The sequence below is a fragment of the Streptomyces sp. NBC_00223 genome (genome assembly GCF_036199905.1).
Taxonomy (GTDB): domain Bacteria; phylum Actinomycetota; class Actinomycetes; order Streptomycetales; family Streptomycetaceae; genus Actinacidiphila.
Window position 1 is genome coordinate 2,053,815 of sequence record NZ_CP108109.1, and the last position, 22,047, is coordinate 2,075,861.

At 71.0% G+C, this 22,047-nt stretch carries 22 protein-coding genes and 2 pseudogenes; 18 read left to right on the top strand and 6 right to left on the bottom strand.

The genetic code is table 11. The features are described from left to right. From OHA30_RS08580 to OHA30_RS08600, 5 genes and pseudogenes are all read right to left on the bottom strand, one after another. Positions 1 to 900, bottom strand: coding sequence for an ABC transporter substrate-binding protein (locus OHA30_RS08580; protein WP_328913212.1), 900 nt, complete (start codon positions 898 to 900; stop codon positions 1 to 3). 269 nt (positions 901 to 1,169) lie between these two features. Then, a pseudogene (locus OHA30_RS08585) lies at positions 1,170 to 1,910 on the bottom strand (ABC transporter ATP-binding protein); the annotation flags it as partial. Then, the gene (locus tag OHA30_RS08590; RefSeq protein WP_328913213.1) at positions 1,907 to 2,755 is read right to left on the bottom strand and encodes an ABC transporter permease; all 849 of its coding nucleotides are present in this window, start codon (positions 2,753 to 2,755) and stop codon (positions 1,907 to 1,909) included. The gene OHA30_RS08590 and the pseudogene OHA30_RS08585, both read right to left, overlap by 4 nt. After that, positions 2,752 to 3,777 (bottom strand): NrtA/SsuA/CpmA family ABC transporter substrate-binding protein, encoded by a 1,026-nt coding sequence (locus OHA30_RS08595; RefSeq protein WP_328913214.1) that lies wholly within the window; start codon positions 3,775 to 3,777, stop codon positions 2,752 to 2,754. Before OHA30_RS08595 ends, OHA30_RS08590 begins: the two co-directional genes overlap by 4 nt. Before the next feature lie 58 nt (positions 3,778 to 3,835). Beyond that, complete coding sequence (locus tag OHA30_RS08600) at positions 3,836 to 4,912, bottom strand: ABC transporter substrate-binding protein (protein WP_328913215.1); 1,077 nt, start codon at positions 4,910 to 4,912, stop codon at positions 3,836 to 3,838. A gap of 435 nt (positions 4,913 to 5,347) precedes the next feature. Here OHA30_RS08600 and OHA30_RS08605 point away from each other — a divergent pair, with 435 nt between their 5' ends. Then, positions 5,348 to 6,151: an IclR family transcriptional regulator gene (locus OHA30_RS08605; protein WP_328913216.1), complete on the top strand. Its 804-nt coding sequence runs from the start codon at positions 5,348 to 5,350 to the stop codon at positions 6,149 to 6,151. A 115-nt stretch (positions 6,152 to 6,266) separates the two neighbouring features. On the opposite strand, the gene OHA30_RS08610 is transcribed toward OHA30_RS08605, so the two are convergent. Further along, positions 6,267 to 7,007, bottom strand: coding sequence for an SDR family NAD(P)-dependent oxidoreductase (locus tag OHA30_RS08610; RefSeq protein ID WP_328917784.1), 741 nt, complete (start codon positions 7,005 to 7,007; stop codon positions 6,267 to 6,269). Positions 7,008 to 7,620: 613 nt separating this feature from the next. On the opposite strand from OHA30_RS08610, the gene OHA30_RS08615 reads away from it, so the two are divergent. The 17 genes and pseudogenes from OHA30_RS08615 (at position 7,621) to mpaP (ending at position 22,037) form a co-directional block, all read left to right on the top strand. Then, the gene (locus tag OHA30_RS08615; RefSeq protein ID WP_328913217.1) at positions 7,621 to 8,334 is read left to right on the top strand and encodes a hypothetical protein; all 714 of its coding nucleotides are present in this window, start codon (positions 7,621 to 7,623) and stop codon (positions 8,332 to 8,334) included. A 173-nt stretch (positions 8,335 to 8,507) separates the two neighbouring features. Next, positions 8,508 to 8,990, top strand: a complete 483-nt coding sequence (locus OHA30_RS08620) for a hypothetical protein (protein ID WP_328913218.1) — start codon at positions 8,508 to 8,510, stop codon at positions 8,988 to 8,990. A gap of 89 nt (positions 8,991 to 9,079) precedes the next feature. Next, positions 9,080 to 10,618 carry a copper resistance CopC/CopD family protein gene (locus OHA30_RS08625; protein WP_328913219.1) on the top strand — a complete coding sequence of 513 codons (1,539 nt, stop codon included), beginning with the start codon at positions 9,080 to 9,082 and terminating at the stop codon, positions 10,616 to 10,618. Positions 10,619 to 11,088: 470 nt separating this feature from the next. Next, positions 11,089 to 11,298, top strand: a pseudogene (locus OHA30_RS08630) (DUF5713 family protein); the annotation flags it as partial. 1,116 nt (positions 11,299 to 12,414) lie between these two features. Beyond that, on the top strand, positions 12,415 to 13,371 hold the full coding sequence (locus OHA30_RS08635) for an LLM class flavin-dependent oxidoreductase (protein ID WP_328917785.1): 957 nt from the start codon (positions 12,415 to 12,417) through the stop codon (positions 13,369 to 13,371). Continuing rightward, the gene (gene mpaB / locus OHA30_RS08640) at positions 13,368 to 14,345 is read left to right on the top strand and encodes a daptide biosynthesis RiPP recognition protein (RefSeq protein ID WP_328913220.1); all 978 of its coding nucleotides are present in this window, start codon (positions 13,368 to 13,370) and stop codon (positions 14,343 to 14,345) included. The genes OHA30_RS08635 and mpaB overlap by 4 nt, the downstream gene beginning before the upstream one ends. Continuing rightward, entirely contained in the window at positions 14,342 to 15,190 is an 849-nt protein-coding gene (gene mpaM / locus OHA30_RS08645; RefSeq protein ID WP_328913221.1) for a daptide-type RiPP biosynthesis methyltransferase, read from the top strand. Before mpaB ends, mpaM begins: the two co-directional genes overlap by 4 nt. Then, positions 15,187 to 16,458 (top strand): daptide-type RiPP biosynthesis aminotransferase, encoded by a 1,272-nt coding sequence (gene mpaD / locus OHA30_RS08650; RefSeq protein ID WP_328913222.1) that lies wholly within the window; start codon positions 15,187 to 15,189, stop codon positions 16,456 to 16,458. The genes mpaM and mpaD overlap by 4 nt, the downstream gene beginning before the upstream one ends. Next, a complete protein-coding gene (gene mpaC / locus OHA30_RS08655; RefSeq protein ID WP_328913223.1) occupies positions 16,455 to 17,648 on the top strand; it encodes a daptide-type RiPP biosynthesis dehydogenase in 1,194 nt (397 codons plus the stop codon). The genes mpaD and mpaC overlap by 4 nt, the downstream gene beginning before the upstream one ends. Before the next feature lie 36 nt (positions 17,649 to 17,684). Beyond that, positions 17,685 to 17,870 carry a daptide-type RiPP gene (locus OHA30_RS08660; RefSeq protein ID WP_328913224.1) on the top strand — a complete coding sequence of 62 codons (186 nt, stop codon included), beginning with the start codon at positions 17,685 to 17,687 and terminating at the stop codon, positions 17,868 to 17,870. Positions 17,871 to 17,922: 52 nt separating this feature from the next. Next, complete coding sequence (locus OHA30_RS08665) at positions 17,923 to 18,111, top strand: hypothetical protein (protein WP_328913225.1); 189 nt, start codon at positions 17,923 to 17,925, stop codon at positions 18,109 to 18,111. A gap of 68 nt (positions 18,112 to 18,179) precedes the next feature. After that, a complete protein-coding gene (locus OHA30_RS08670; protein ID WP_328913226.1) occupies positions 18,180 to 18,365 on the top strand; it encodes a daptide-type RiPP in 186 nt (61 codons plus the stop codon). A 65-nt stretch (positions 18,366 to 18,430) separates the two neighbouring features. After that, positions 18,431 to 18,619 carry a hypothetical protein gene (locus OHA30_RS08675; protein ID WP_328913227.1) on the top strand — a complete coding sequence of 63 codons (189 nt, stop codon included), beginning with the start codon at positions 18,431 to 18,433 and terminating at the stop codon, positions 18,617 to 18,619. Positions 18,620 to 18,698: 79 nt separating this feature from the next. Then, positions 18,699 to 18,905, top strand: a complete 207-nt coding sequence (locus tag OHA30_RS08680) for a hypothetical protein (protein ID WP_328913228.1) — start codon at positions 18,699 to 18,701, stop codon at positions 18,903 to 18,905. After that, a complete protein-coding gene (locus tag OHA30_RS08685; protein ID WP_328913229.1) occupies positions 18,895 to 19,608 on the top strand; it encodes an ABC transporter ATP-binding protein in 714 nt (237 codons plus the stop codon). The genes OHA30_RS08680 and OHA30_RS08685 overlap by 11 nt, the downstream gene beginning before the upstream one ends. Positions 19,609 to 19,614: 6 nt before the next feature. Further along, entirely contained in the window at positions 19,615 to 20,364 is a 750-nt protein-coding gene (locus OHA30_RS08690; protein ID WP_328913230.1) for an ABC transporter permease, read from the top strand. Continuing rightward, positions 20,361 to 22,037: a daptide biosynthesis intramembrane metalloprotease gene (gene mpaP, locus OHA30_RS08695; protein WP_328913231.1), complete on the top strand. Its 1,677-nt coding sequence runs from the start codon at positions 20,361 to 20,363 to the stop codon at positions 22,035 to 22,037. The genes OHA30_RS08690 and mpaP overlap by 4 nt, the downstream gene beginning before the upstream one ends. Positions 22,038 to 22,047 lie beyond the last annotated feature (10 nt).

The window sequence follows — 22,047 nt, forward strand, 5'->3', positions numbered from 1 at the left end:
TCACTTCTCCCGGGATGCCAGAGCCTGCGCGGCCGCGGCGTTGAGGCCGGGGTGGCGGGCGTCGGCGACGGTGACGGCGCGCGGCAGGAAGCCGGCCTCGGCGAGGATGTCGGCGGCCTCCTGCTGTTCGGCCAGGAAGGCGTCGGAGACCGGTTCGGTCCGCCACGGCAGTACGGCCAGCGCCTCCTGCCAGTCCGCGACCGTACCGCCCTGGTCGTCGGCGGCGATGGCGGCGGCCTCGTCGAGGTGGCCCGCGGCCCAGTCGTCGGCGGCCTGGAGCGCCTGCGTGATCAGTCCGACCAGGTCGGCGTGGCTGTCGGCGAAGTCCCGGCGGGTGAAGAACACCGAACGGTCGGCGATGAGGTCGCCGGCCTCGGCGAGGGTACGGACCCGGCCCTCACGCCGGGCGGCGACCAGTTCGGCGCCCTGGGCCACCCAGGCGTCGATCCGGCCGTCCAGCAGACGGGCGTAGGAGTCGTCGGCCGAGCGCTCGGCGGTGATGTCGGCGCCGTAGGAAAGGCCGTGCCGGGAGAGGGACTTGCCGAGGAAGTGGGTCTGCCAGGAGCCGATGGCGAGGTGGACCGTACGTCCCTTGAGGTCGGCCGTGGACGCGATGTCGCTGTCGGCGCGGACCAGCAGGGCGCCGTGGCCGGGGCGCGGGGCCGAGACGGCGGCGTAGACCAGGTCGTGCCCGGCCGCCTGCGCCGACAGCGGCGGGGTGGAGCCGGTGCCGCCGAAGTCGATGGTCCCGTCGGCGAGGGCCGCGCCCGTGGCCAGGCCGCCGACCGCGTGCCAGGCCACGGTCTCGCCGACCGGGCGCAGCAGGTCCTCCAGCAGGCCGAGCCGGGAGAGGTGGTACAGCGACGGATTGGCCTGGTGGACGCCGATGTTGACGGTCATGCGGGGAACTCCTTGGAGGTGGCCGCCGGGGTGGCGGGGTCAGCGGGCGCGATGACGAGGTCAGTGGCGGGGTCTGCGGCGGGGGCGGCCTGCGCGGTGGCGGGCGCGGTCCGGTGGACGCCGAGTTCGGTGAGCAGCCGGGTGCGCAGGGCGGCGAACCGCGGGTCGGCGCTGTCGCGCGGGTGGTCGATGGTGACGCGCTCGTCGCTCGCGAGCCGTCCGTCGCGCAGGACGGCCACCCGGTCGGCCAGCCTGATCGCCTCGTCGACGTCATGGGTGACCAGAAGGACGGCGGGCCGGTGGCGCCGGCACAGTTCGCCGACCAGATCGTGCATACGCAGCCGGGTGAGCGCGTCGAGTGCCGCGAACGGCTCGTCCAGCAGCAGCAGTTCGGGCTCGCGGACCAACGCCCGTGCCAGGGCGACGCGTTGGGCCTCGCCGCCGGACAGGGTGCCGGGCCAGGCGTCGGCGTGCCCGTCGAGGCCGACCTCGGTCAGCGCGCGGCGCCCGGTCTCCTTGGTGTGCGGGCCGCGCGGAAGCGCGACGGTGACATTGGCCAGCACCTTCTTGGACGGGACCAGCCTCGGCTCCTGGAAGACGATGGTCCGCGACTCGGGGACGAGGACGCTGCCCGCGTCGTGGCGGTCGAGGGCGCCCAGGATGCGCAGCAGGGTGGTCTTGCCGGTGCCGCTGGCGCCGAGCAGCGCGAGGAATTCGCCCCGGGCGATGTCCAGGTCGAGGCCGTCGAGGACGTCGCGGTCGCCGAACGTACGGCGCAGGCCGCGGATACGGACGGCGGCCTCGGTACGGGCACCCTCGGCGGGGGCGGCCTCGGTGCGTACGGCGTCGGTCGGTCCGGCCTGGTCGATCGGTCCGGCCTGATCGGAAGGACCGGCCTGATCGGACGGACCGGCCTGATCGGACGGACGGTCGGCGGCCCGGCCTCGCGATGTGCCGTGAGCCGGCCCGTTGGCGGGACCGTGGGCGGGGCCGGCCAGCGTTTCGCTCATCGCGTGGCTCCTTGGTTGCGCCACGGCATCAGCAGCCGCTCCAGCAGCCGGGCCACACCGTCCGCGACGAGCCCGATCAGGGCGTAGATGAGGATGCAGACGGTGAGGATGTCGGTACGGGAGTACTCCTGCGCCGTGGACATGAGATAGCCGATTCCGGCGGTGGAGTTGATCTCCTCGGCGGCGATCAGGGCGATCACGCTGAGGGTCATCGACAGGCGCAGGCCCGACAGCAGCGCGGGCAGCGTGCCGGGGAGCACCACCTCCCGGACGAGCGCGAGGCGGCCCATGCCGAAACTGCGCATGGCCTCCACGAGTTTGCGGTCGGTGTTGCGGACGCCGCCGGACGTCGAGACGTACATCGGGAAGCTGGTGGCGACCGCGATCAGGACGACCCGGGCCGTCTCGCCGATCCCGAACCACACCATGAACAGCGGGACCAGGGACAGAAAGGGGATCGTGCGCAGCAACTGCAAGGAGGAGTCGAGCAGTTCCTCGCCGAGCCGGGAGAAGCCGGTGATCACGCCGAGCACCAGCCCGGCCGTCACCCCGATGGCCAGGCCGAGACCGGCCCGGGTGAGGGAGACGGACAGGGCGTCGCCGAGCTGGCCGCCGGTCCACAACTCGCGCAGCGCGGAGAGGACTTGGTGGGGTGAGGCGAGCAGTGTGGGGCTGAGCGCGCCGGAGGCGGACGCCCAGGTCCAGCCCAGCAGCAGGACGATCGGGCCGAGCACCCGCAGTCCGATGCTCACCGCCCGTCGGCGCGGGCGGGCGTTGCGGGGGCGAGGTGCGACCAGCCCCGGTGCCTGGGGATCGGTCGACGTACCGATGGTGAGGGTGGTCATTTGGCGGTCTCGCTCAGGGAGTCGACGTCGATCACATACGGCTTGACGTCGAAGAAGCCCTTGATGATCTTCTGGTCGGCGAAGAACTGGGCCACGGTGTGGAAGGACTTCAGCTCGGTCTCGCCGATCGGCTCAGCGGTGCCGAGCGCCTTGTCGATCGGCAGCTCGACGGCCTTCTGCGCGTCGCTGATGGCCTCGGGGCCCGAGGTCGTCTTGACGTTGAGGTACGCCTCGGGGTTCGCGCGCTGCTTGAGCCCGGCCTCGTGCAGGTAGGTGTAGAGCGCCTTGACGACCTCGGGGTGCTGGTCGGCGAAGCCGGTGCGCACGGCCCACACCGCGTAGTTGTCGGAGCCGACCTCACCACCGGTCGTCAGGAACTTGGCACCGGAGTTGGCGATCGTCGGGACGGAGTACGTGGCCCAGGTGGACCAGGCGGCGACCTGTCCGGAGTTGAAGACCGGGCCGATCTGGTTGGGCTGGAGGTAGACCCGCTCGACCTTGTCGGCGGGAATGTTCTGCTGCTGAAGGGCCTTGAGCAGCAGGTACTCACTCGTGCCGCCGTGCCAGACGGCGACCTTCCTGCCGATCAGGTCCTTGATCGTGTTGATGCCGGAGTCCTTCTTCACCAGGATTCCCTCGCCCAGTTCGTCGGGGGCGACGGCGGCGAAGAGCTTGAAGCCCGGGGACTGGGCGAGCGCGGCGGTGGCCGAGGTGATGGAGCCCTCGGCGAAGTCCAGCGCGTTCGCGTCGAGTTCCTGCGCCGCGGGGGCGAAGGCGCCGGAGGTGCCGGTCCACGCCACCTTGGCGTGCACCTTGGCCAGGGCCTGGTCGAGCGAGCCGTCCTTCCTGCCGAAGGCGAGGACGCCGGAGTTGCCGCCGTCGGGGATGCGCACCGTGATGGTGGCACCGCCGTCGACGGCGGTGTCGGCCCGGGTCGACCCGGTGGAGGAGGAAGAGCAGGCGGCCAGTGCCAGCGCCGCGAGCAGGGAGGTGGTGGCGAGGGCGATCTGACGGGCGTTCACGGATGTGCTCCAGAGGGTCGGTGGCCGAGGTCGGCTGAAGATCAGGTGATGGAGGGGGTCAGGTGGAAAGGGGTGCGGGCGCGGGCCCGGTCACGGCCGACGCGCTGCCGGTCGCGGGTGCCCGTACGGTCCCGGCTTCGGCGGCGCGGGCGGCCCGTAGCTCATGGGCCAGCCGCAGGGGCTCGTGGTCGGCCCAGGCGCCGACGTCGACGGGGGCCGGCAGGAAGCCCTGGTCACGCAGGAAGCGCTCCTGCCGTGCCAGCAGCTCCAGCCGCTCCTGGCCGAGGTCGAGCCCGAAGCTCTCGCCGGTGCCGGCCCGGTAGGCGCCGGCCACCCCCTGGGGCCCGGCGCCGGTCTCGGCGCCGAGGATCCGGGCGAGGTCGACGGGGTGGTGGGCGGCCCAGTCCGCGGCCTCCAGCAGCACGGCGAGGAAGCGGACCACGAGGTCGGGGCGCTCGTCGAGCAGCCGTTGGTGGACGGTGATCGGCCGCGGGGTCCCGTTGTTCACCCGGGACCGCCGGTCGGGCGCGGCGTCGAGGTCGATGGCGACCTTGGCACCGTAACGACGCGCGGTCTCGACGGCGAGCGCCCCCTTGACGTAGACGGCGTCGACCAACCCGTCCCGCAGCGCGGCCAGTTCGCCTTCCCACTGCCCCTGCCGTACGCCGGGTACCTCGACGAGTTCGGCGTCGGAGAGGGAGAGGCCGGCCAGGCCGAGCGCTCCGGCGTGGCCGTGCAGGGCCATCGCCCGCCAGAAGTCGATGGCGATGTCATGGCGGGGGACGGCGAGCCGCTTGCCGGCCAACTGCTCCGGGGAGCGCAGTTCGCTGTCCTCGCGGACCAGAACGGCCTGGCGCTCCTCGATCCAGGTCAGCGCGATCAGCCTGGTGGACTCGCCCCGCGAACGCGCCCACAGCGCGGGCACATTGCCGCCCTCGCGGAAGAGGGCGGTGAGTTCGTGCGTGAAGTGGCTCCGCGACAGGCCGTCGCCGTCGCGCTCGCCCAGGTCTTGCAGCGAACGCACGGTGATGCCGTCGGGCGCGAACTCCGCGGCGAGGCTGCCCCGGTCGGCGGCGATCCCGGTGGCGGTCGGCACGGGGCAGCGGGTGAACCAGATCTCGTCCGGATCGGACATGGGTGCTCCAGACAGCGGGGCCGGACGGGCCGGCGGGAGAGAGGCAGGGGCGCGGACGCGCGGGCATCAAGGCGCGGGACGGCGGCAGGACGGGAACGCGGGGACGCCATCAGGCGAGAAGTCGTACGAAGGCGCGGACGTCGCGGGGGTCAGCGACAGGAAGCGCCGCGGGACCGTGAAAGGTCCAGGTACAGCCGGGCCACCAGCAGCTGCCGGAACGCGCTGAGCAGGCGAGGTGTCGTCATCGCGGTCTGCTCCCTTCCGGTTCCTGGCGTGTCGAGTGGCTTGAGAGGGAGGCTGGCACACACATTCGGCCCAGAGCAACCTTTCCCATGATGTGGGATGGGATAAGGGGTGCAGAGTTCACACCACGCGACGTGGCGCAATGTTCTGGCAACAGTTGCCAGAATGTGGCAGCGTCCGCATGCTTGCCTCATGACGACGGATGCGCGGCCGAAAGCTGCCGCCGACGCGCCCGCGGGCGCACAGGCGGTCACCCGGGCGCTCGGACTGCTGCACTGTTTCCGTGACAACGTGGGAGAGCTGACCGCGTCCCAACTCGCCCGCCGGATGGACCTCTCCGTCTCCACCGCACACCGGCTGGCCCGCACCCTGGTGGCGGCCGGCTTTCTGGAGCAGGACGAGCACAGCGCCCGCTACCGCCTCGGCCCCTCCGTCGCCGAACTCGGCCAACTCTCCCTGCACCAAAGGGGGATGCACCGGGTGGTCCCCGAACTCGACGCCCTGGCAAGGGCGACGGGCACGACCGCCGATCTCGCCATCCGCAGCGGCGCCCACGCGCTGATCCTGGTCGGCGGCTCCGTCAACCCGGCGGCCGGGCTCGGGCTGCGCCGCCCGCTGCACTCCACCGCGCTCGGCAAGGTCCTGCTCGCCTGGGCGCACCCCGGCGAGCAGGACCTCGACGCGCTGCCGCCGCTGAGCGCCCACACGGACCGTACGATCACTCGACTCGACGAACTGAAGGCCGAGTTGGACCGGGCGCGGGTCGCGGGACACGCGCTCAACGACGGCGAGTCGGCGTACGGTGTGCGGACCGTCGCGGTGCCCGTCCTGGACGCCGACGGTCACGCGCACGCCGCGCTGGCCCTGCGTTCCACCCCCGACGTCCTCACGGACACGCGTCTGCCGTGGTTCCTGGTCCGCGCCCACGCCTGCGCCGCGGCGCTCGAAGTGCTCCTGCTCCCGCCGTCGCAGCGGCGTACCGCCGATCCGCGGTAGCCCCGGGCACCCGTCCCCCCGATCCACGGACGCGCACCACTACGCCGGGCGTCACCACGTGGTCGGGGCTCTCCAAGGGCCTCGCCACAGCGGCCCGTCAAGGACTCCGGCAACTTCAGACGGCGAAGCCTCCGTCGACACTGATCGTGGTTCCGGTGATGTAGCGGGCGTCGCTGCCGGTCAGATAGGTGACGGTGGCAGCGATGTCGTCCGGGTCGGCGTAGTGCCCCACTATGGTCAGTCCGCGGATCACGTCGGCATTGGGTCCGTCGGCGGGGTTGGTATCCGTATCGGTCGGGCCCGGGTGAACGAGGTTGACGGTGATACCCCGCGGCCCCAGATCGCGCGCCAGGCCCTTGGTCATGCCGACGAGCGCGGTCTTCCCCATCGCGTACAGGCTGAAGCCGGGAAACACGGTCCGCTCGGCCACATTGCTGCCGATGCTGACGATGCGCCCTCCGGCGCCCATGTACCGCGCCGCCGCCTGCGAGGCGAAGAACGGTGCCCGTACGTTCACCGCCATGCTTCGGTCGAACTCCGCCCGCCCGAGGTCTTCCACCGGTCCGACCAGGAACACGCCCGCGTTGTTGACGAGGATGTCGAGGGCGCCGAACGTCGCGGCCGCCTCGTCCACCGCCCCGGTCACAGCGGCGACGTCGGCGCTGTCGGCCTTGATGGCCAGACCCCGACGGCCCTCCGCCCTGATTCGGTCGATCACCCCGGCCGCGCTCTCCGAGTCGCGCTCATAGGTCAGCACCACATCGGCACCTTCCCGAGCCAGCCTCATCGCCACCGCGGCGCCGATGCCGCGGCTTCCGCCGGTGACCAGAGCCACTTTGCCTTCGCACTTGTTCATGACCCCAGCGTGATCGCGGGCGGACGACACGTCTGGCGGTAATACGCCATGACGTTCGATCACTTTCCACCGGCACCCGTCCGACCGCGCCCGGGTCAGCTGACGGCCGCCGCCTTCTCCGCCCATGCGAGAGAAGCCTCGTCGCCGGCCCTCCCGCCACCCCACGGACCGCTCCCCCTTCGGGGTTGACGCCCACAGCGGCCATGCGGGGGTGGACCAATACGGGCTCGACCATCGATGTCAAGCGCCCCACGTGGAGCGCACTGGAGTAGACCAATTTCCCCGGGAGACATCGCACTGCGGGCATACCGCAAGGCTGTCACCAGGCATGGAAAGGTAAAGGTCCAGACCTCATTGGTCCAGACCCTTGCGCGAGCAGCCGCCGAGTGCAACCGTACGAATGAGGCCGCGAAGTGTCGTGTGCATGACGTGTCGGGCCGTGTCAGCCCTTGGGCGGCGGCGCCCCGCACGGCAAGCGACACCCCGCGTCCGCGCGTCGACAAGGTGCGAGCAACCGGTGTCGGACGACACCGTGCCCCGTGCCCCCACCGACCCCCGGTGCCCACCGGGAGTCGCACGCCTCATCGTTCGCGATCGAAGGGAACGACCCACGATGTACGGAAAGTCCACCAGACGCGGATTGGCCGCCAGCCTCGGTACCGTCCTCCTCCTCGCCGGGCTGGCGGCCTTCGCGGGCCAGAGCCCGGCTTCGGCCGACCCGAACACGACCACCGCGGTGAGCGCCGGACCGGCGACCTTCACCCAGGCCGTGGCCACCGGCCAGCCCTCGCAGTACGCCTCGACCCTCGAACGCTGCGCCAACGGCGTCGACCACCCGATCAGCGGCGCCAACCCCATCCTCAGCGAGCCGCTGACCACGCAGTTCACCAGCAACGTCGGCCTGTCCGAGTACGTGACCTTCACCGGCAACCAGTGGTATGGCGACTGGAACTTCGTGTTCACCAACACCTCGTCCCAGACGCTCTCCACCGACTGCGCGGTCCTGGTCTTCCGTGCGCCGTCCAGCTCGGACGACCACGGCTACACCGCCACCCAGTCGTACGGCCACCCGCAGCAGGACTACCTGGAGGTGCCGCGCGGCGACGGGACGTCCTTCTACATCGCGCGGCTCGGCTTCCACGACGTGACCCTGGCCGAGCGGCAGATCGCGCCCGGCCAGTCCTTCACGTACACGCTCGGCGGCGTCCCCTCCTCCGCGATCACGAACAGCCAGATCCGTGACTCGCTGAAGTTCACCGCCGACCTCGACCTGAAGGCCAACGATTCCCTCATCAAGCACTACGGCACCGACCGGCTGACCAACTGACCGGCTGACCAGCCGATCGATCGATCGCTCGACTGATCGACCGGTCACCACGGCGGGTCCCCCCGGGCAGGCCCTCTTGCCCGGTGAGATCCGCCCGCCGTCTGCCCGCCGGTTGCGAGACCGGGGAGAAACACGTGAGGGAGGGGACGTTGCACCGCGTACCGAAGCGATGGGTGGTCCTCGGAACGGCCTGCCTGGCGCTCGTCACCGTGGCCGCCGTACGGTCCGGTCCGTCCCACCACGACCCCGACGCCGGCGTCAACACCGGCTCCGGCGGGCCGACTCCACCGCAGTCGCAGCAGGCGTACGCCGTCGCCCGGCAGGAGTTCGGGCTGCTGTCCGGCGGAGGCTGGGCACAAGCCTGGGACCTGTGGACAGCGAGCGCCCAACGGACCGTTCCGCAGGCCGAGTTCGTACGCGTCAACACCGCGTGCCGACCGGCGATCGGGGTCCCCTACGTGATCGACAGCGGTACGGTGACCGATCCGACGACGGTACGGATCACCTGGCACCGCGCCGACGTCACCGGCAGCAACTCCCTGCTGTACCAGTCGGGACACTGGCGGTTCGCCCCCGATGCGGGCACGGTGGCCGACTACCGGCTCGGCGCCGACCGGCTGATCGAGCAGCGACGGGCCGCGGGCTCATGCCACTGACACCGGGTCCCGGGGCCCGGACACCCGGACGCGCGAGTCCCGGGGCCCGGACTCCCGGACGCGCGACAACCGCCCGCAAGGTCGCGCGGGTGCTCGCGCTCGCCGCGGCCCTGGCGTTCACCGCGATCCTCGCCCTGCCCGGCACGGTCGCCGCGCACGCCGACCTCGTCGCCTCCTCGCCGTCCGACCGGGCCGTCGTCGTGGGCGAACCTCATCAGTTGACCCTTGTCTTCTCCGAACGGGTCACCCTCGCACTGAGCTCCGTCACGGTGATCGCGCCCAGCGGGCACCGGGTCGACCGGACCATCTCCGCGGTCGCGGGCTCGGGCGGCGAGCGGATACGCGTACAGCTCGCCCGGGAGGAGCCGGGGCACGGCACGTTCGTCGCCACCTGGCGGGCCACGGCGGCCGACGACGGCCACACGACGTCCGGCGCGGTCACGTTCTCGGTGGGCGCCCCCGGTGGAACCGCCCGCGCGGCGGGCGGGACCGGCGGGACCGGCGGTCAGAACCGGCTGACCGACGCGGTCCTCGACGTGGCGATCTGGCTCGGCTTCGCCGGGCTGGCCGGGATGGTCGGGTTCGCGGCGGTCCGCTTGTACTGTCTGCCGGAATCCGGCGGGGGCGGGGGCGGGGACGCGGATCACAGCGCCGGCACCCACCCGGGTACGGTGCCCGGCGCCGGGCGAGCGGAAGAAGAAGCGGACGGGCAACCAGTGCCGGTCGCGGACGCGGGCGCGGACGTAGGCGCGGACGCGGGCACGGTCACGGTCTCGGACGCGGGCGCGGAAGGGCCGGCGGAAGAAGAAGCCGTTCCGCCTTCCTGGGCCCGCGTACGGTGGCCCGCCACCGCCGGGTGGGCGGTACTCCTGGCCGGAACCCTGATCCAGCTCCTCGTCTACGGGCCCTCCACCCAGGGCGAGTCCCTGAGGTCCACCTTCGATCGGCCACTGCTCTCCGCGTCGCTGTCCACCCACACAGGGCACACGCTCGTCGCCCGGATCATGCTCCTGGCGCTGATCGCGGCGGTCGGCGACGGGATACTGCGGCACCGGCGCGCGGGCGGAGCGGCGGCCGTAGCCCTGACGTTTCTGCTCTCCCTCACCTGGAGCGAGATCAGCCACGCGCCGAGCGAACCGCTCGTACCGCTCGCCCTGGTGGTCACCGCGCTGCACGTCACGGCGATGGCGGTGTGGGTGGGCGGGATGGCGGCCCTCGCCGTCCTCATGGCCCGCGGTGTGGACCCGGGCCTGGCCGTCGCCGCCCGGCGCTTCTCGCGGCTCGCCCTGTCGGCGGTGGTGGTGCTGGCCGCCACGGGCTTCTACCAGGCATACCGCGAGGTCGGCAGCACGGACGCCCTGACCGGCACGCACTACGGCAAGCTGCTGCTGGCCAAGGTCGCGCTGTTCCTGCTGGTGCTGGCCATTGCCGCCGGGACCCGCACTCGCGTACGGCGCGGCAAGCCCCCCGGAGCCCCGGGCATACGCCGCTCCGTCCTGCTCGAACTCGCGGGCGTCACGGGCGTCCTGATCATGACGGTCCTCCTGATCAGCACGGCCCCACCCCAAGTCCCGCACAGCGCGGCCCCGGTGCCGCACACCCCACCCGCACCGTCAGCATCGCGCTGACCGACCCCGGGCAGCGGTGACATTGCCCGAAAGGATTTGCCGGTCTCGGCGTCGCGGCAATAGCAGCGGTGATCGGTGGAGCCTTGCAAGGGATTTCTTTCTCGATGCCGTCGGTTGGAGTTCCCTCCTCGTCGAGGAAGGAAAAGCGGCCCGGGAATGGAGGCGAAATCAGGAATTCCGCACGCATTCGGTCCCGGATCGGGAGAAGATCCGAGCGTGCGTCGTGCCAAGAGGTCGAACTTCGCGCCGGATCCGGGCGGCCACGCCTTTCGGCCGGTAGGAACTGAAGCTGCCAGGCATCGTGGGGCTTGGTTCTGACGCCCCGTTCTGTCCTCGCGTACGTCCGGCACACGGCTGACTCCTCACTCCCCATGAGAATGGTCCAGGTCATCGCCGGTGAACCAACTGAACGCCGCCCACGGAGTCGTGCCGCCGAAGGGGAGGTATTCCATCCTGGCGCTTGTTCCGATGAGCAGCCGCCCGATCTCGCTCCCCTCCACGCACTCACCGCCGCTGCCACTGAGGAGTTCCATGCCCTGCGGGACGCGTTCGAGGTTGTGGGCGGTGAGATCGAGACGGTCGCGCGCGAGGAGTTCGCCGAGGACTTCGCCTTCGTCGCCACCGCTCACGGGTTCCCCGACGCGGACGTGGAGGAACTGAGCGCCGAACGCGACCGGTGATGGACCGCGCCCGTGGCAATGCCGGCAGATGAACACTGATACTCTTCGGCTCTGTCAATCGACACCACCGCGGGAATAGCGGGATTCGGCCCGGACCTCCCTACTCGATTGCGACATCGGGAGGCGGAAACGTTCCGGGCGACTCCTGGTGAGCGGCCGACCGCCGGTTCCGAAGTACCCGCACTCCGCCCGCACGCCGCCCGCACACCGCCCGCACGGTGAAGGAGCCGGTCGTCGAGGCTGGCCGAAAAGCGGTACGGCCGGCGCGGTGACGGGACGGCTCCCGGCCCGGCACCGGCCGCTCCGGCCTCCAGCGGCTTCAACTCCACCACCAGCGCGGCCAGTTCCTCCTACGAGGGCCGCGGCAGCCGGCCGGAGGACGAAGCGGGCACCCCGGCCGGCATCGACGCAGCTCGGCGGCTGTCCTAAACAGCCACGTCGGGGGCGTGCGGCGGATAGTCCGTACCAAGAACAGGGAATAAACCGGACATTTCAGCAGAGTGATCTACGTCACAGTTGCAACTGGGTGATTGAGTTTCGCCGATCTCGATGGAAACCTCTGCTCACCAAGCGGATCAAGGCGAGTGGGGAGTTTTCCGCTTCGGTTGGAAGTACGGGTTCCGGGCTCAAGACAATGGTCGGCCCCGGGCTTCCACACTCGACACATATCTGGGTCGAAACACCCGTGCGCAGGCGGCTGTGTGCGGGGAAAAATGATGCGGTCGACGTTTTACGTCCAATATGACGCGGGGGGACTGCTGTGTTTAAATTCCAGTGCGCCAAGGCTTTCGCCGACTGCACCACGGTTCGACACCTCACCTCGGTGAAGCGGGATGTCGGTAGCTTGAGCTACCGCCCCACGCCCAGGTAGGACTGCGCGTCGACGTGCCGCCGCACAATCGCGGCGAGGTCCGTCGGTCGAGTCGGAACTCCTTTCCCTGACCCCCTGTGCCGATTTCCCGGCGCGGGTCGAGCCGGGCTGCCGGAATTTACCCGGTGATATCTCCGAATTTTGCTCGACTTATATTTCCGAGGTTTCAGGTGCATCCCGGCGCCTCCGTCCGGGAGAATTTCAGCGGTTCCCTCACTGGAAGCGTAGTCATGAAGCTCTCTGTAATGCTCCCGTTTGTTCCGAAGCGACCGGAACAGGCACTTCCGTTCGCCGGGCTGGTGAACTGGTCGTCCGCGGCACGTCTCTGGCAAGGGCAGGGGCTGCTGACAGAAGGGCACCACATCTACAGTTATCTGGCCGGTGCCGGATTCCGGTTCCCGGTCGGTTTCGGCGTTTCGCTCATGCCTTTCCGGCACCCCTATGACGCGGCGGTGCAGGCGCGCTCGCTCGCCCTGACCACCGGCCAGCCGGTGACCGCCGGGTTCGGCGCCGGTGCCCTCCAGTTGCAACGGGCGATCATGGGGCAGGAGTACCGCAGCCAACTGGGGGCCTGCCGGGAGTATCTGACCGCTGTTCGCCAACTGCTCGACGGTGAGGTGGTCGACCGGTCCGGAGAGTTCTTCGACATCCACGGGCAGCTCGACCCGTTCCCCTCGCCGCGGGTCGAGGTCGGCCTCGGCGTGTTGCGCAAGGCCGCCGCGGGCCTCGCCGGCGAGGTCGCCGATGTGGCCATCACCTGGCTCACCCCGGCGCACTACATCGAGGAGACCATCGCCCCGGCCATGGCCGAAGGGGCCCGGCGGGCGCAGCGCGGGACGGCTCCGCGGATCGCCGCGATCGTTCCCGTCGCGCTGGCCCAGGGCGACCGCGACCCGGTGGCCATCGCACTGGCCAGCAACAAGGCGCATCTGTCACTTCCGCACTACCAGAGCATGCTGCGCGGCGCCGGGCTCGACATCACGGGTGAACTCGCGTCCGACGCCAATGAATTGATCAAGCGTCAGGGCTTTCTCTACGGCGATCCCGATGAACTCGCCGAATGGCTCACCGCCTACGAACAGGCCGGCGTCGACGAGGTCGTACTGAACGTCACCGGTGTGTCGGCCGTCCACGGACCGCAGGTCGCCGTACGCGAACTCGCCGCCATTCTCAAGCTCCTGGGGAAGAGGGACGCTTCATGAACGCCCGCAAGCAGCATCTGATGGCCTGGGTGACCGGCCGGTCGTACGGGCTCGAACTCCCCGAGCGCGGCGCGGCCGTCGCCGTACTGGCCGACGGCGCCGATCTGGAGTGGCTTGTCAAGGGCGGCCTGGTCGCCCCGGAGGGCGTGGTGTACGCGCCGTCGGCCGCACCGGTCGACGGTGTCACGGTGGTGCCGTACCACGGCTCCTTCACCGAGCCGGGCTCCGAGGTCCAGCTCGGAGAGGACTTCTTTCTCCAGGTGCAGGCGTACAGCATCGCGAGCTTCCTCGCGCTGCTCGGGCCGACCGTGGTGCGGGTCGCCGACGGGGAGGACGCCGAGGCGTTCGTCGCCGACGCGGAACAGGCGCTCCACCAGGGCGTGTGGTCGGAGGTGCTGACCAATCCGGCCGTACAGCTCGCCGACGTCGCCGTGCTCGGCGGGCGGGCCCCCCAGGACGGGCGGAGTCTGCGCCTGTACGTGGGCCCGGACCACGGGGTGCGGGTCGGCCTGCTCGGGACCGTCCTGGGGAAGGCCGACGCCGGCTGGGAGGCGCTCGAAGACTCGGCCCCCGACCCGAGCCGGATCCCCGGCGGACGGGCCGCGGCCGAAGCGGTACGGGAACGGCACTGGCTCGCCCGCTACCACTCGGCGCTCCAGGCCGTGCAGTCGCTGCGGGCGCGGGGCCGCCAGAACGTCAAGGTCTCCGGCTTCGGCATGCGGCTGAACGAGGGGCTGGAGCTGGGCGCCGGTGCCCCCGACCTGTGCGACCCCCTGGCGCCGGTCCTGCTGGAGTCGGCCGACGAGCACTACGTCTACGCGCCGTCGACCAGCCGGGTCTTCCAGGCCGCCCCGGACACCGCCCGCACCCTTGAGCGTGTCCTGGTGCGGCCCGACGCGGACGACCAGGACAGCCCCGCCGTGGCGGAGGCCCGCCGCTTCCTCGAAGCCGCTGCCGGGCGGGCCGTCTCATGAGCGCGCTCCCCCTCGGCCTCGAAGCGGTCGCCGGACTGCCGCCGGAACTCGCCGGCTCGCAGGCCGCGCAGGCGGTACGGACGCTGCGGTCCCTGCCGGGCCCCCTGGTCGTCTGCGACATGTACGACCCGCGCGGGGCGGACACGTACCACGACTTCACCATGGGCGACACCTCCGAGGTCGCGGAGATCGTGCGCGAGGTCCGCCGGACCAGCGGCACCGTACTGGAGCTCGCGGCGGGGGCCGGCCGGCTGACCGTCCCGCTGCTGAGCCTGCGCCGCGACCTGATCGCCGTCGACCTTTCGCCGTCCATGCTCGCCCTGCTGCGCGAACGGCTCGGCCGGCTGCCCCGGGCAGCCGCCGAGCGGTGCGAGGTGGTGCACGGCGACATCACCACCTACACCGCGCCGCGGCCGGTCGGCGTCGCGGTGCTCGGCACCACGAGCGTCTCGCTGCTGACCCGGGAGCAGCGGCAGGCCATGCTGCGCCGCACCTGGGAGGCGCTGGAGCCCGGCGGGTTGTTCGTCCTCACCACCGTGCAGCTCGACCCGGCGGCCGTCGCTCTCGACGAGCGGGTGCTGGACGCCGCCGGGATGTCCGGCCGGGTCTACCGGGTGTACGACCTGGTGGCACCCGATCGGTGCGGCCGGTACACCGTCGTGATCTCGACGGACGACGAGCACGGCCGGACCGTGTGCCACTCGTACATCAGGTTGGTCCCCGCCCAGGAGCTGGTGGCCGATCTGGAGGCCGCGGGCTTCACCGTCGGCTGCTCCGCGCTGCCGGCCGCGCCGGGCGAGCGCTATGCCGGGATGCTGCTGCGCGCCGTGAAGGAGGCCCGGTGACCGGGACGTTGTGGCCGATGATGATGCCGCTGGCGGACGCGGACGACGACGGTATCTGTGTCGTCCGGACCTCAGGCCACCGGATCACCTTCGCCGACGGCAACACGGTGCTCTGCGGGACCAGTGGCCTGTGGAACGCCAATCTCGGCTACGGCAACCAGGCCATCTCCGCCGCGGTCGCCGACGCGCTCGGGTCCCTGTCGTACGCGGGTGTCTTCCGCTACGAGAACGCCCCGGCCCGGACCGCCGCCGAACGGCTGATCGCCGCCAGCGCGCACGACTGGGCCCGGGTGATCTTCTCGGTCTCCGGGGGCACGGCGAACGACCTGACGATGAAGCTCGCCCGCCAGTACCACGAGCTCGGTGGCGATCCGGCGCGCAAGCTGGTCGTCGGGCTGAAGGACGGCTACCACGGGCTGACCTTCGGGGCGCACGCCCTGACCGGCGAGGATCTCGGCCAGCGCGCGTACGGCGTCGACACCCGGCTGGTGCGGCATGTCCCGGCGAACGACGAGACCGCGCTGAAGGCGCTGTTCGCCGCCTTCGGGCGGCAGATCGCCGCGATCGTGGTGGAGCCGGTGCTCGGCAACGGGGCGGTGGTCCTGGAAGCGGGGTACGTCGAGCAGCTCGGCCGGTTCGCGGACGAGACCGGGGCCCTGCTGGTCGCCGACGAGGTGGCGACGGGCTTCGGCCGGACCGGCGGGATGTTCGCCTCCGACGGCTGGACCCGGCAGCCGGATGTGCTGATCGCCTCCAAGGGCCTCACCAACGGCACCATGCCCGCCTCCGCGCTGCTGATCCGCGACCGGGTCGCCGACCGGTTCCGTGACACCGGAGCCGTTCTGCTGCACGGGGAGACGCAGGCCGGCACCGCGGTGACGGCGGCGGCGGTGATCGCGACGCTGGACGAGTTCGAGCGGCTGGGCGCCCTGGAGTCGGGCCGTACCGCGGCCGCCGCGCTCGACGCGGCGCTGACCCGCTGGCAAAGCGAGGACCCGGCGGTGCTGACGACCTGCGGTACGGGCTGCTTCCGGGCGGTCGTCCTGGCCGACCCGGTGCACGGCGGACCGCTGGGACCGGTCCACGTGCTGCCGCTGGTCCGGGAGATCCGGCGCGCGGGCGCCCAGGTGCACGGCGGACCGAACGGCGTCCAGCTCCTCCCCGCGCTCACCTACTCCCCGGCGGAGATCGACGAGTTGGTGTCGATCGTGCGCGACGGCGTCGCGGCCTTCTCGGCACGCGTCCGGCGCGAGGCGAGCGCCGGATGACCTGGATGATCAGCCGCTGCCGGGTGCTGACCGGACTGGACGTCCTGCCGGACGTGGTCCGGGAGTACGGCTTCACGGCGGCGACCGTGGCCTACGACGCGGCGATCGAGGGCAACGCCGGACTGGCCGCCGGCTGCGAGGCGCTGGCCTCGCGCGGGGTGACGGTACGTCTGCTGGCGGTGGACCGCACCGGTTCGCTGGCGGACGCCCGCGATCTCGCCGGCCGGCTGGGCCGCGGTGAACCGGTGGTGGCGATGGGCGGCGGCTCGCTGCTGGACTGCGTCAAACTGGCGCTGGCCCTGCATGATCCGCTGGCCGAGCGGGTTCTGTCCGCCCGGCAGCGCAGCGGCTGGGTGATCGGCCCCGACCGTCCGCGGCCCGCACCGCTGATCGCCGTCCCGACGACGGTCGGGACGGCGGCCGAGGTGAGCGGAATCGTCAGCTTCGTGGACGGCGGCTCCGCCAAACGCGTCTACACCAGTCTCTCCGTGCAGCCGGACGTCGCGGTGCTCGACCCCCGGGCTACCGCGGGCATGCCGGGAGAGGTCCTGGTCGAGGGGTGTCTGGAGATCCTTCTGCGGTTCGTGGGCCCGATGGTGGGGGCGCGGGGGCCGCTCACCGACACCGACCGGCAGGTGCTGCGGGACGCCGCGGAGGTGACCGGGCTGCTGTGCCGGATCCGCCGGACCGGCGAGGCGACGGCGCCGGTCCGGGCGCGGCTGGCGCTGCTCAGCGCGCAGACGCAGCGGGACGAGAATCTGTGCGACCGTTCGGCGTTCACCGTCAAGGCATGGTTCCTGGGCAACAACCTCTCCCAGCACCTCGGTGTGCGGAAGATGGCCGCCCTGGCCAACCTGATACCGGCCTACTGGGGGCGGCTGGCGGAGGGCCCGGCGCTGGGCTCCGCCCAACGGGCGCAGCAGATGTGGGCAGTGCTGCGGGAGCAGATTCCGGTGCCGGTGGCACCGGAGCCCGGAACAGGTTTCCCGGAGTGGCTCGACTGGCTGGGCGTTCCCGCCCTGAGCCCGTTGTCGGACCACGACGTGGAGACGGTCGCACTGTCGTGCGTCCGTATGTGGGGTGGCGGACTGCCCATGCTCGGCGGCGTCGCCGCCGACGACGTCCGCGCGGTTCTGCGCGGTGTGCGCAGCGCCCCCGCAACCCATGGACTCCCGCTTTCACGCGGGTGAGTTGATCACTTCGAGGTAGGGAGAGGAGGAATGTACATGAACGTCCTGGAGAAGTCCTCGGTCGATCACGAGATCGCCGCTCTGGAGCTGGGTCTGCAGGAGCTGGAGACCCTGGAGGCCCCCGGCTTCTGGACCGGTGTGGGTGTGGTCGTCGGTGTCGTCTCGGCCAGTGCCGTCGCCTACGGCAGCTACGCGCTGACCGCGGCCATCGTCGCCACCTGATCGTCCCGCAGTTGGTTTCACACCACGTAGTTGATGAAGGGAGGGAAGAACCATGCAGAACAGCGACCTGATGAACGACGCGGGCCTGGAGCTCGCGCTGCAGGAACTGGAGACCCTGGAGGCCCCCGGCTTCTGGAGCGGTGTCGTCGCCGGTTTCGAGGCAACCGCCGCCGTGGTCGCGGTGGCCGTGTCCTCCGCCGCCGTCTACACCGCGGTGGCCTCGGCCATCGTCGCCACCTGATCATTTCCGGCCCCCCGCGTTCGTGCGGGTGAGCCGATCACTGCGAGGTACGGAGAGGAGGAACGTATATGAACGTCCTGGAGAAGTCCTCGGTCGATCACGAGATCGCCGCTCTGGAGCTGGGTCTGCAGGAGCTGGAGACCCTGGAGGCCCCCGGCTTCTGGACCGGTGTGGGTGTGGTCGTCGGTGTGGTCGCGGCCAGTGCCGTCGCCTACGGCAGTTACGCGCTGACCGCCGCCGTCGTCGCCACCTGATCGTCCCGGAGTCCGTTTCACACCACGTAGTTGCACCACGCAGTCGATGAAGGGAGGGAAGAACCATGCAGAACAGCGACCTGATGAACGACGCGGGCCTGGAGCTCGCGCTGCAGGAACTGGAGACCCTGGAGGCCCCCGGCTTCTGGAGCGGTGTCGTCGCCGGTTTCGAGGCAACTGCCGCCGTGGTCGCGGTGGCCGTGGGCTCTGCCGCTGTCTACACCGCGGTGGCCTCGGTCATCGTCGCCACCTGATCGTTGCTGAGTGACCCGTGCCGGGGCAGTCGCGATGCCCCGGCACGGGGGTACCACCGTACCCAGAGCTTGGAGAAACATGAACGGGCAAGAAACCAACATACCCCCTCAAACCATCCTGCTCGCCCTTCTGGGACTGCTTGCCGCTCTGGGCGTCATCGCGGTGATCCTGCTCGGCGATTCCTGGGCGCGGTGGGTCTACTTCGGGCTGCTCATCGTCGGCATCCTGGTCGCGTCGGGCGCGATCGGGGCTCTGGTCAAGGTGCTGGTGAGCCATGGCAACTGAACAGCCCGCCATCAGAGTCGAGGGACTGTCCAAGTCCTACGGTGACCGCCAGGTCCTCGTCGACGTCACCTTCGAGGTCGCCCGGGGACGGGTCGTCGGGTTGCTCGGCCGCAACGGCGCGGGCAAAACCACCCTGATGAAGACACTGCTGGGGATCGCCACTCCGGACTCCGGCACCGTCGAGGTGCTGGGCCGGGCGCCGGGGCCGCAGCTCGCGCATCAGGTGGGTGTCGCGATGGACACGGTGGGCTTCTACCCGTCCACGACGGTCCGCGGCGAGCTGGCCATCTGGTCCCAGGCTCTCGGCATCGGTCCCGACCGCGTCGCCGAACTGGTGAGCCTGGTCGACCTGAAGGGTCACGAGCGCCAGCAGTGCGGCAAGCTCTCCACCGGTCAGCGGCAGCGGCTGAGGCTCGCCATCGCCCTGCTGTCGCCCACGACCGAGCTGCTGCTGCTCGACGAGCCGGCCAACGGCCTCGACCCGGACGGCATCCGCTGGATCCGGAAGCTGATCCGGGAGCTCGCCGCGTCCGGCAGGACCGTCCTGGTCTGCAGCCATCAGCTCGGCGAGATGGAGAACACCGTCGACGACGTGCTGCTGCTCGACGAGGGCCGGATCGTGCACACGGGGTCCCTCACGGACCTCACCCAGGGCGGCGAACGGTCGCTGGAAGAGCGGTTCTTCGAGATCGCGGGGAGATGACAGATCATGACCACGGCAACGCTGGTACGTCACTCACGTGCCGAAATGCTGAAGGTGACCCGCGGCCGCGCCATGCTCGGGCTGGTGCTCGGAGGCGTGCTGTGGTGCGTCCTGACCAGTTACGGCTACTACGTGGACGGCGTCAAGATCCCGCTTCCGCCGGGCTCGGGCGCGGTGACGGGCCAGGTCGTCCGCGCCTGGATGATGCTGCTGCTCTTCTCCGCGATCGCGGGCGCGATGATCGTGACGCGGGACTTCTCGCAGGGCACGATCTCCCGTACGGTGCTCGCCCTCGGCGGCAGGCGTGAGGCCTTCGCCGCGAAGCTGGTGGCCACGGTGCTCACCTCGGCCGGCTTCGCCGTGGTGGCGGTCGTCGGCGCCGGGCTGAGCGGGCTGGTCGCGCTGCGTTCCAACGCGCAGCTGGTCTGGGACAGCGGATGCACCCAGACCCTGCTGGGCGTCGCGGCCTGCATGATGCTGGCCGGCCTGTGGGGGCTGGCGGTCGGCTGGCTGGTCCGCAACCAGACGCTCTCGGTCCTCGCCATCGTGATCATGGTGGTGGGTGTGGAGCCCGCGATCCAGCGGCTGGTGCCCGACGTGGCCCAGTTCCTCTTCACGATCGCGCTGAGCTCGGTCTACCGCGACGGAAAGCCGGATCTGCTGCCGGTCGGCGCCGCCCTGGGCGTCTGCGCCGTGTGGATCGCGGGCCTCGGCCTCGCCGCCCGGACCAGCTTCTTCCGCCGGGACGTGGGATGAGCCCGATGCGCCTCGCGCTGCGCAGGGCACAGGAGGAGACGGCCGGTACGGAGCCGGTTTCGACCGCCTATCTGGAACGTCCCCGGCTGAACGACGGAGTCCAGGTGCACGCCCCGTCGGAGGAGGGCCAGCCCTGGCTGCTCCAGCGCGGGGAGCACCAGTACTTCCGGGTCGGAGCCGATCTCGCCACACTCGCCGGCCGTCTCGACGGTGACGGCGACGCGGCGCAACTGGCCGACCGGATGGGCGCGCCCTGGACCGAGCAGGCCGTACGCGCCGCGCTGAAGACCCTGGACGACGCGCACCTGGTGGACCGGCAGGACCCCGGGCAGCAGGTGCGCAGAACACGCCGGCTGAAGTACGTACCGCCGTTCACCTTCCAGTTCACGGTGCTGCGTTCCGGCACCCGGCTGGCACACCGGATCACCGGTCTGCGGCTGGTGTCGGCGCGGACGCTCGCCGTCCTGGTCGGTGTCCTGGGCGCCGCCGGCGCCGTCGCGCTGATGACTCAGCGCGCACATCTGGCGGACGTGCTCGGGCGGCCGGTCTCGCTACAGACCATGTTCGTGATCCTGGCGGCCGTCTCGGTCACCACGGTCGCCCACGAACTGGGGCACGCCTGCCTTCTCGCCCACTACGGCGGGCGTCCCGGTCGCCTCGGTGTGATGCTCTTCTACCTCTCCCCGGCGATGTTCTGCGACGTCTCCGACGCCTGGCGGCTGAACCACCTCCAACGTGCCCGGGTCGCCCTGGCGGGGATCATGGTCCAGGTCGGGGTGAGCGGCGCCGCGGCCTGCTCCACCGCCTTCGCGGGCCGCGGGAACACCGGCGACGTACTGATGCTCTTCGCGGTGGTGAACGTCGCGGCAGCCGTCGTCAACGTGGTGCCGTTCGTGAAACTCGACGGCTACATCGCCCTGATGAGCTATCTCGACCGGCCGAACCTGCGCGACACGGCCCTGGCCTCCCTCCGGGACCGTTTCGTCGCGCTGCTGTCCGGGAAGCGGATCCGGTCGCAGGAGCCCAGCTGGCTGCCGTGGTTCGGTTTCCTCTGCGCCATCGCTCCGATCGCCCTGGTGGTACGCGCGCTGGGCCAGTGGCTCAACTCGCTGCTGTCGCTGGGTTACTTCGGAGTCGCGCTGTCCGCCACGATCACCGGCTTCGTCGCCCTCGTAGGGGTGAAGGCGGGCATCCGGCTGGTACGGGCGCTGCGGCCGGCCCGACTGCGCCCGTGGCGGGTGGCGGCGCTGCTCGTGGTGGTCGCCGCGCTGCTGACGGCCGTGGCCGGCATCCACATGACGTACAGCCGGGTCGGCTCCTACCAGGTCGCCGCGGACGGCCGGGTCTATCTGATGGTCCCGTCCGGTGTCGACGACCGGCCCGTGCGGGCCGGCGACCGGGTGGAGCTGCTGAAGGCCGGCATGGTACTGCACCACACGGTGGGCACCGCCACGGTGGCCGTGTCGCAGGGCAGCCCGATGATGATCCCGCTCACCGGTCTGATTCCGGTGACCGCCGACGGGGTGAAGGTTCCCGGGGACCGGTACCTGCTCCGAGTGGACGGCCCGATCACGACCCAGCAGGGCAGCGTACGGCTGCACTCGCGGTCGGTGGTGCTCCCACGCTGGGCCTACGAGCGCTTCGTGCGGCCCCTCTTCGCCACGTTCGACTGACGACGGGAAC

Bases quoted from the DNA above. Each gene is read 5' to 3' on its own strand.
- OHA30_RS08580 (WP_328913212.1), bottom strand. From the start codon at position 900: ATGACCGTCAACATCGGCGTCCACCAGGCCAATCCGTCGCTGTACCAC.
- OHA30_RS08590 (WP_328913213.1), bottom strand. From the start codon at position 2,755: ATGACCACCCTCACCATCGGTACGTCGACCGATCCCCAGGCACCGGGG.
- OHA30_RS08600 (WP_328913215.1), bottom strand. From the start codon at position 4,912: ATGTCCGATCCGGACGAGATCTGGTTCACCCGCTGCCCCGTGCCGACC.
- OHA30_RS08605 (WP_328913216.1), top strand. From the start codon at position 5,348: ATGACGACGGATGCGCGGCCGAAAGCTGCCGCCGACGCGCCCGCGGGC.
- OHA30_RS08610 (WP_328917784.1), bottom strand. From the start codon at position 7,007: ATGAACAAGTGCGAAGGCAAAGTGGCTCTGGTCACCGGCGGAAGCCGC.
- OHA30_RS08615 (WP_328913217.1), top strand. From the start codon at position 7,621: ATGTACGGAAAGTCCACCAGACGCGGATTGGCCGCCAGCCTCGGTACC.
- OHA30_RS08635 (WP_328917785.1), top strand. From the start codon at position 12,415: ATGCTCCCGTTTGTTCCGAAGCGACCGGAACAGGCACTTCCGTTCGCC.
- mpaB (WP_328913220.1), top strand. From the start codon at position 13,368: ATGAACGCCCGCAAGCAGCATCTGATGGCCTGGGTGACCGGCCGGTCG.
- mpaM (WP_328913221.1), top strand. From the start codon at position 14,342: ATGAGCGCGCTCCCCCTCGGCCTCGAAGCGGTCGCCGGACTGCCGCCG.
- mpaC (WP_328913223.1), top strand. From the start codon at position 16,455: ATGACCTGGATGATCAGCCGCTGCCGGGTGCTGACCGGACTGGACGTC.
- OHA30_RS08660 (WP_328913224.1), top strand. From the start codon at position 17,685: ATGAACGTCCTGGAGAAGTCCTCGGTCGATCACGAGATCGCCGCTCTG.
- OHA30_RS08665 (WP_328913225.1), top strand. From the start codon at position 17,923: ATGCAGAACAGCGACCTGATGAACGACGCGGGCCTGGAGCTCGCGCTG.
- OHA30_RS08670 (WP_328913226.1), top strand. From the start codon at position 18,180: ATGAACGTCCTGGAGAAGTCCTCGGTCGATCACGAGATCGCCGCTCTG.
- OHA30_RS08675 (WP_328913227.1), top strand. From the start codon at position 18,431: ATGCAGAACAGCGACCTGATGAACGACGCGGGCCTGGAGCTCGCGCTG.
- OHA30_RS08680 (WP_328913228.1), top strand. From the start codon at position 18,699: ATGAACGGGCAAGAAACCAACATACCCCCTCAAACCATCCTGCTCGCC.
- OHA30_RS08685 (WP_328913229.1), top strand. From the start codon at position 18,895: ATGGCAACTGAACAGCCCGCCATCAGAGTCGAGGGACTGTCCAAGTCC.
- OHA30_RS08690 (WP_328913230.1), top strand. From the start codon at position 19,615: ATGACCACGGCAACGCTGGTACGTCACTCACGTGCCGAAATGCTGAAG.
- mpaP (WP_328913231.1), top strand. From the start codon at position 20,361: ATGAGCCCGATGCGCCTCGCGCTGCGCAGGGCACAGGAGGAGACGGCC.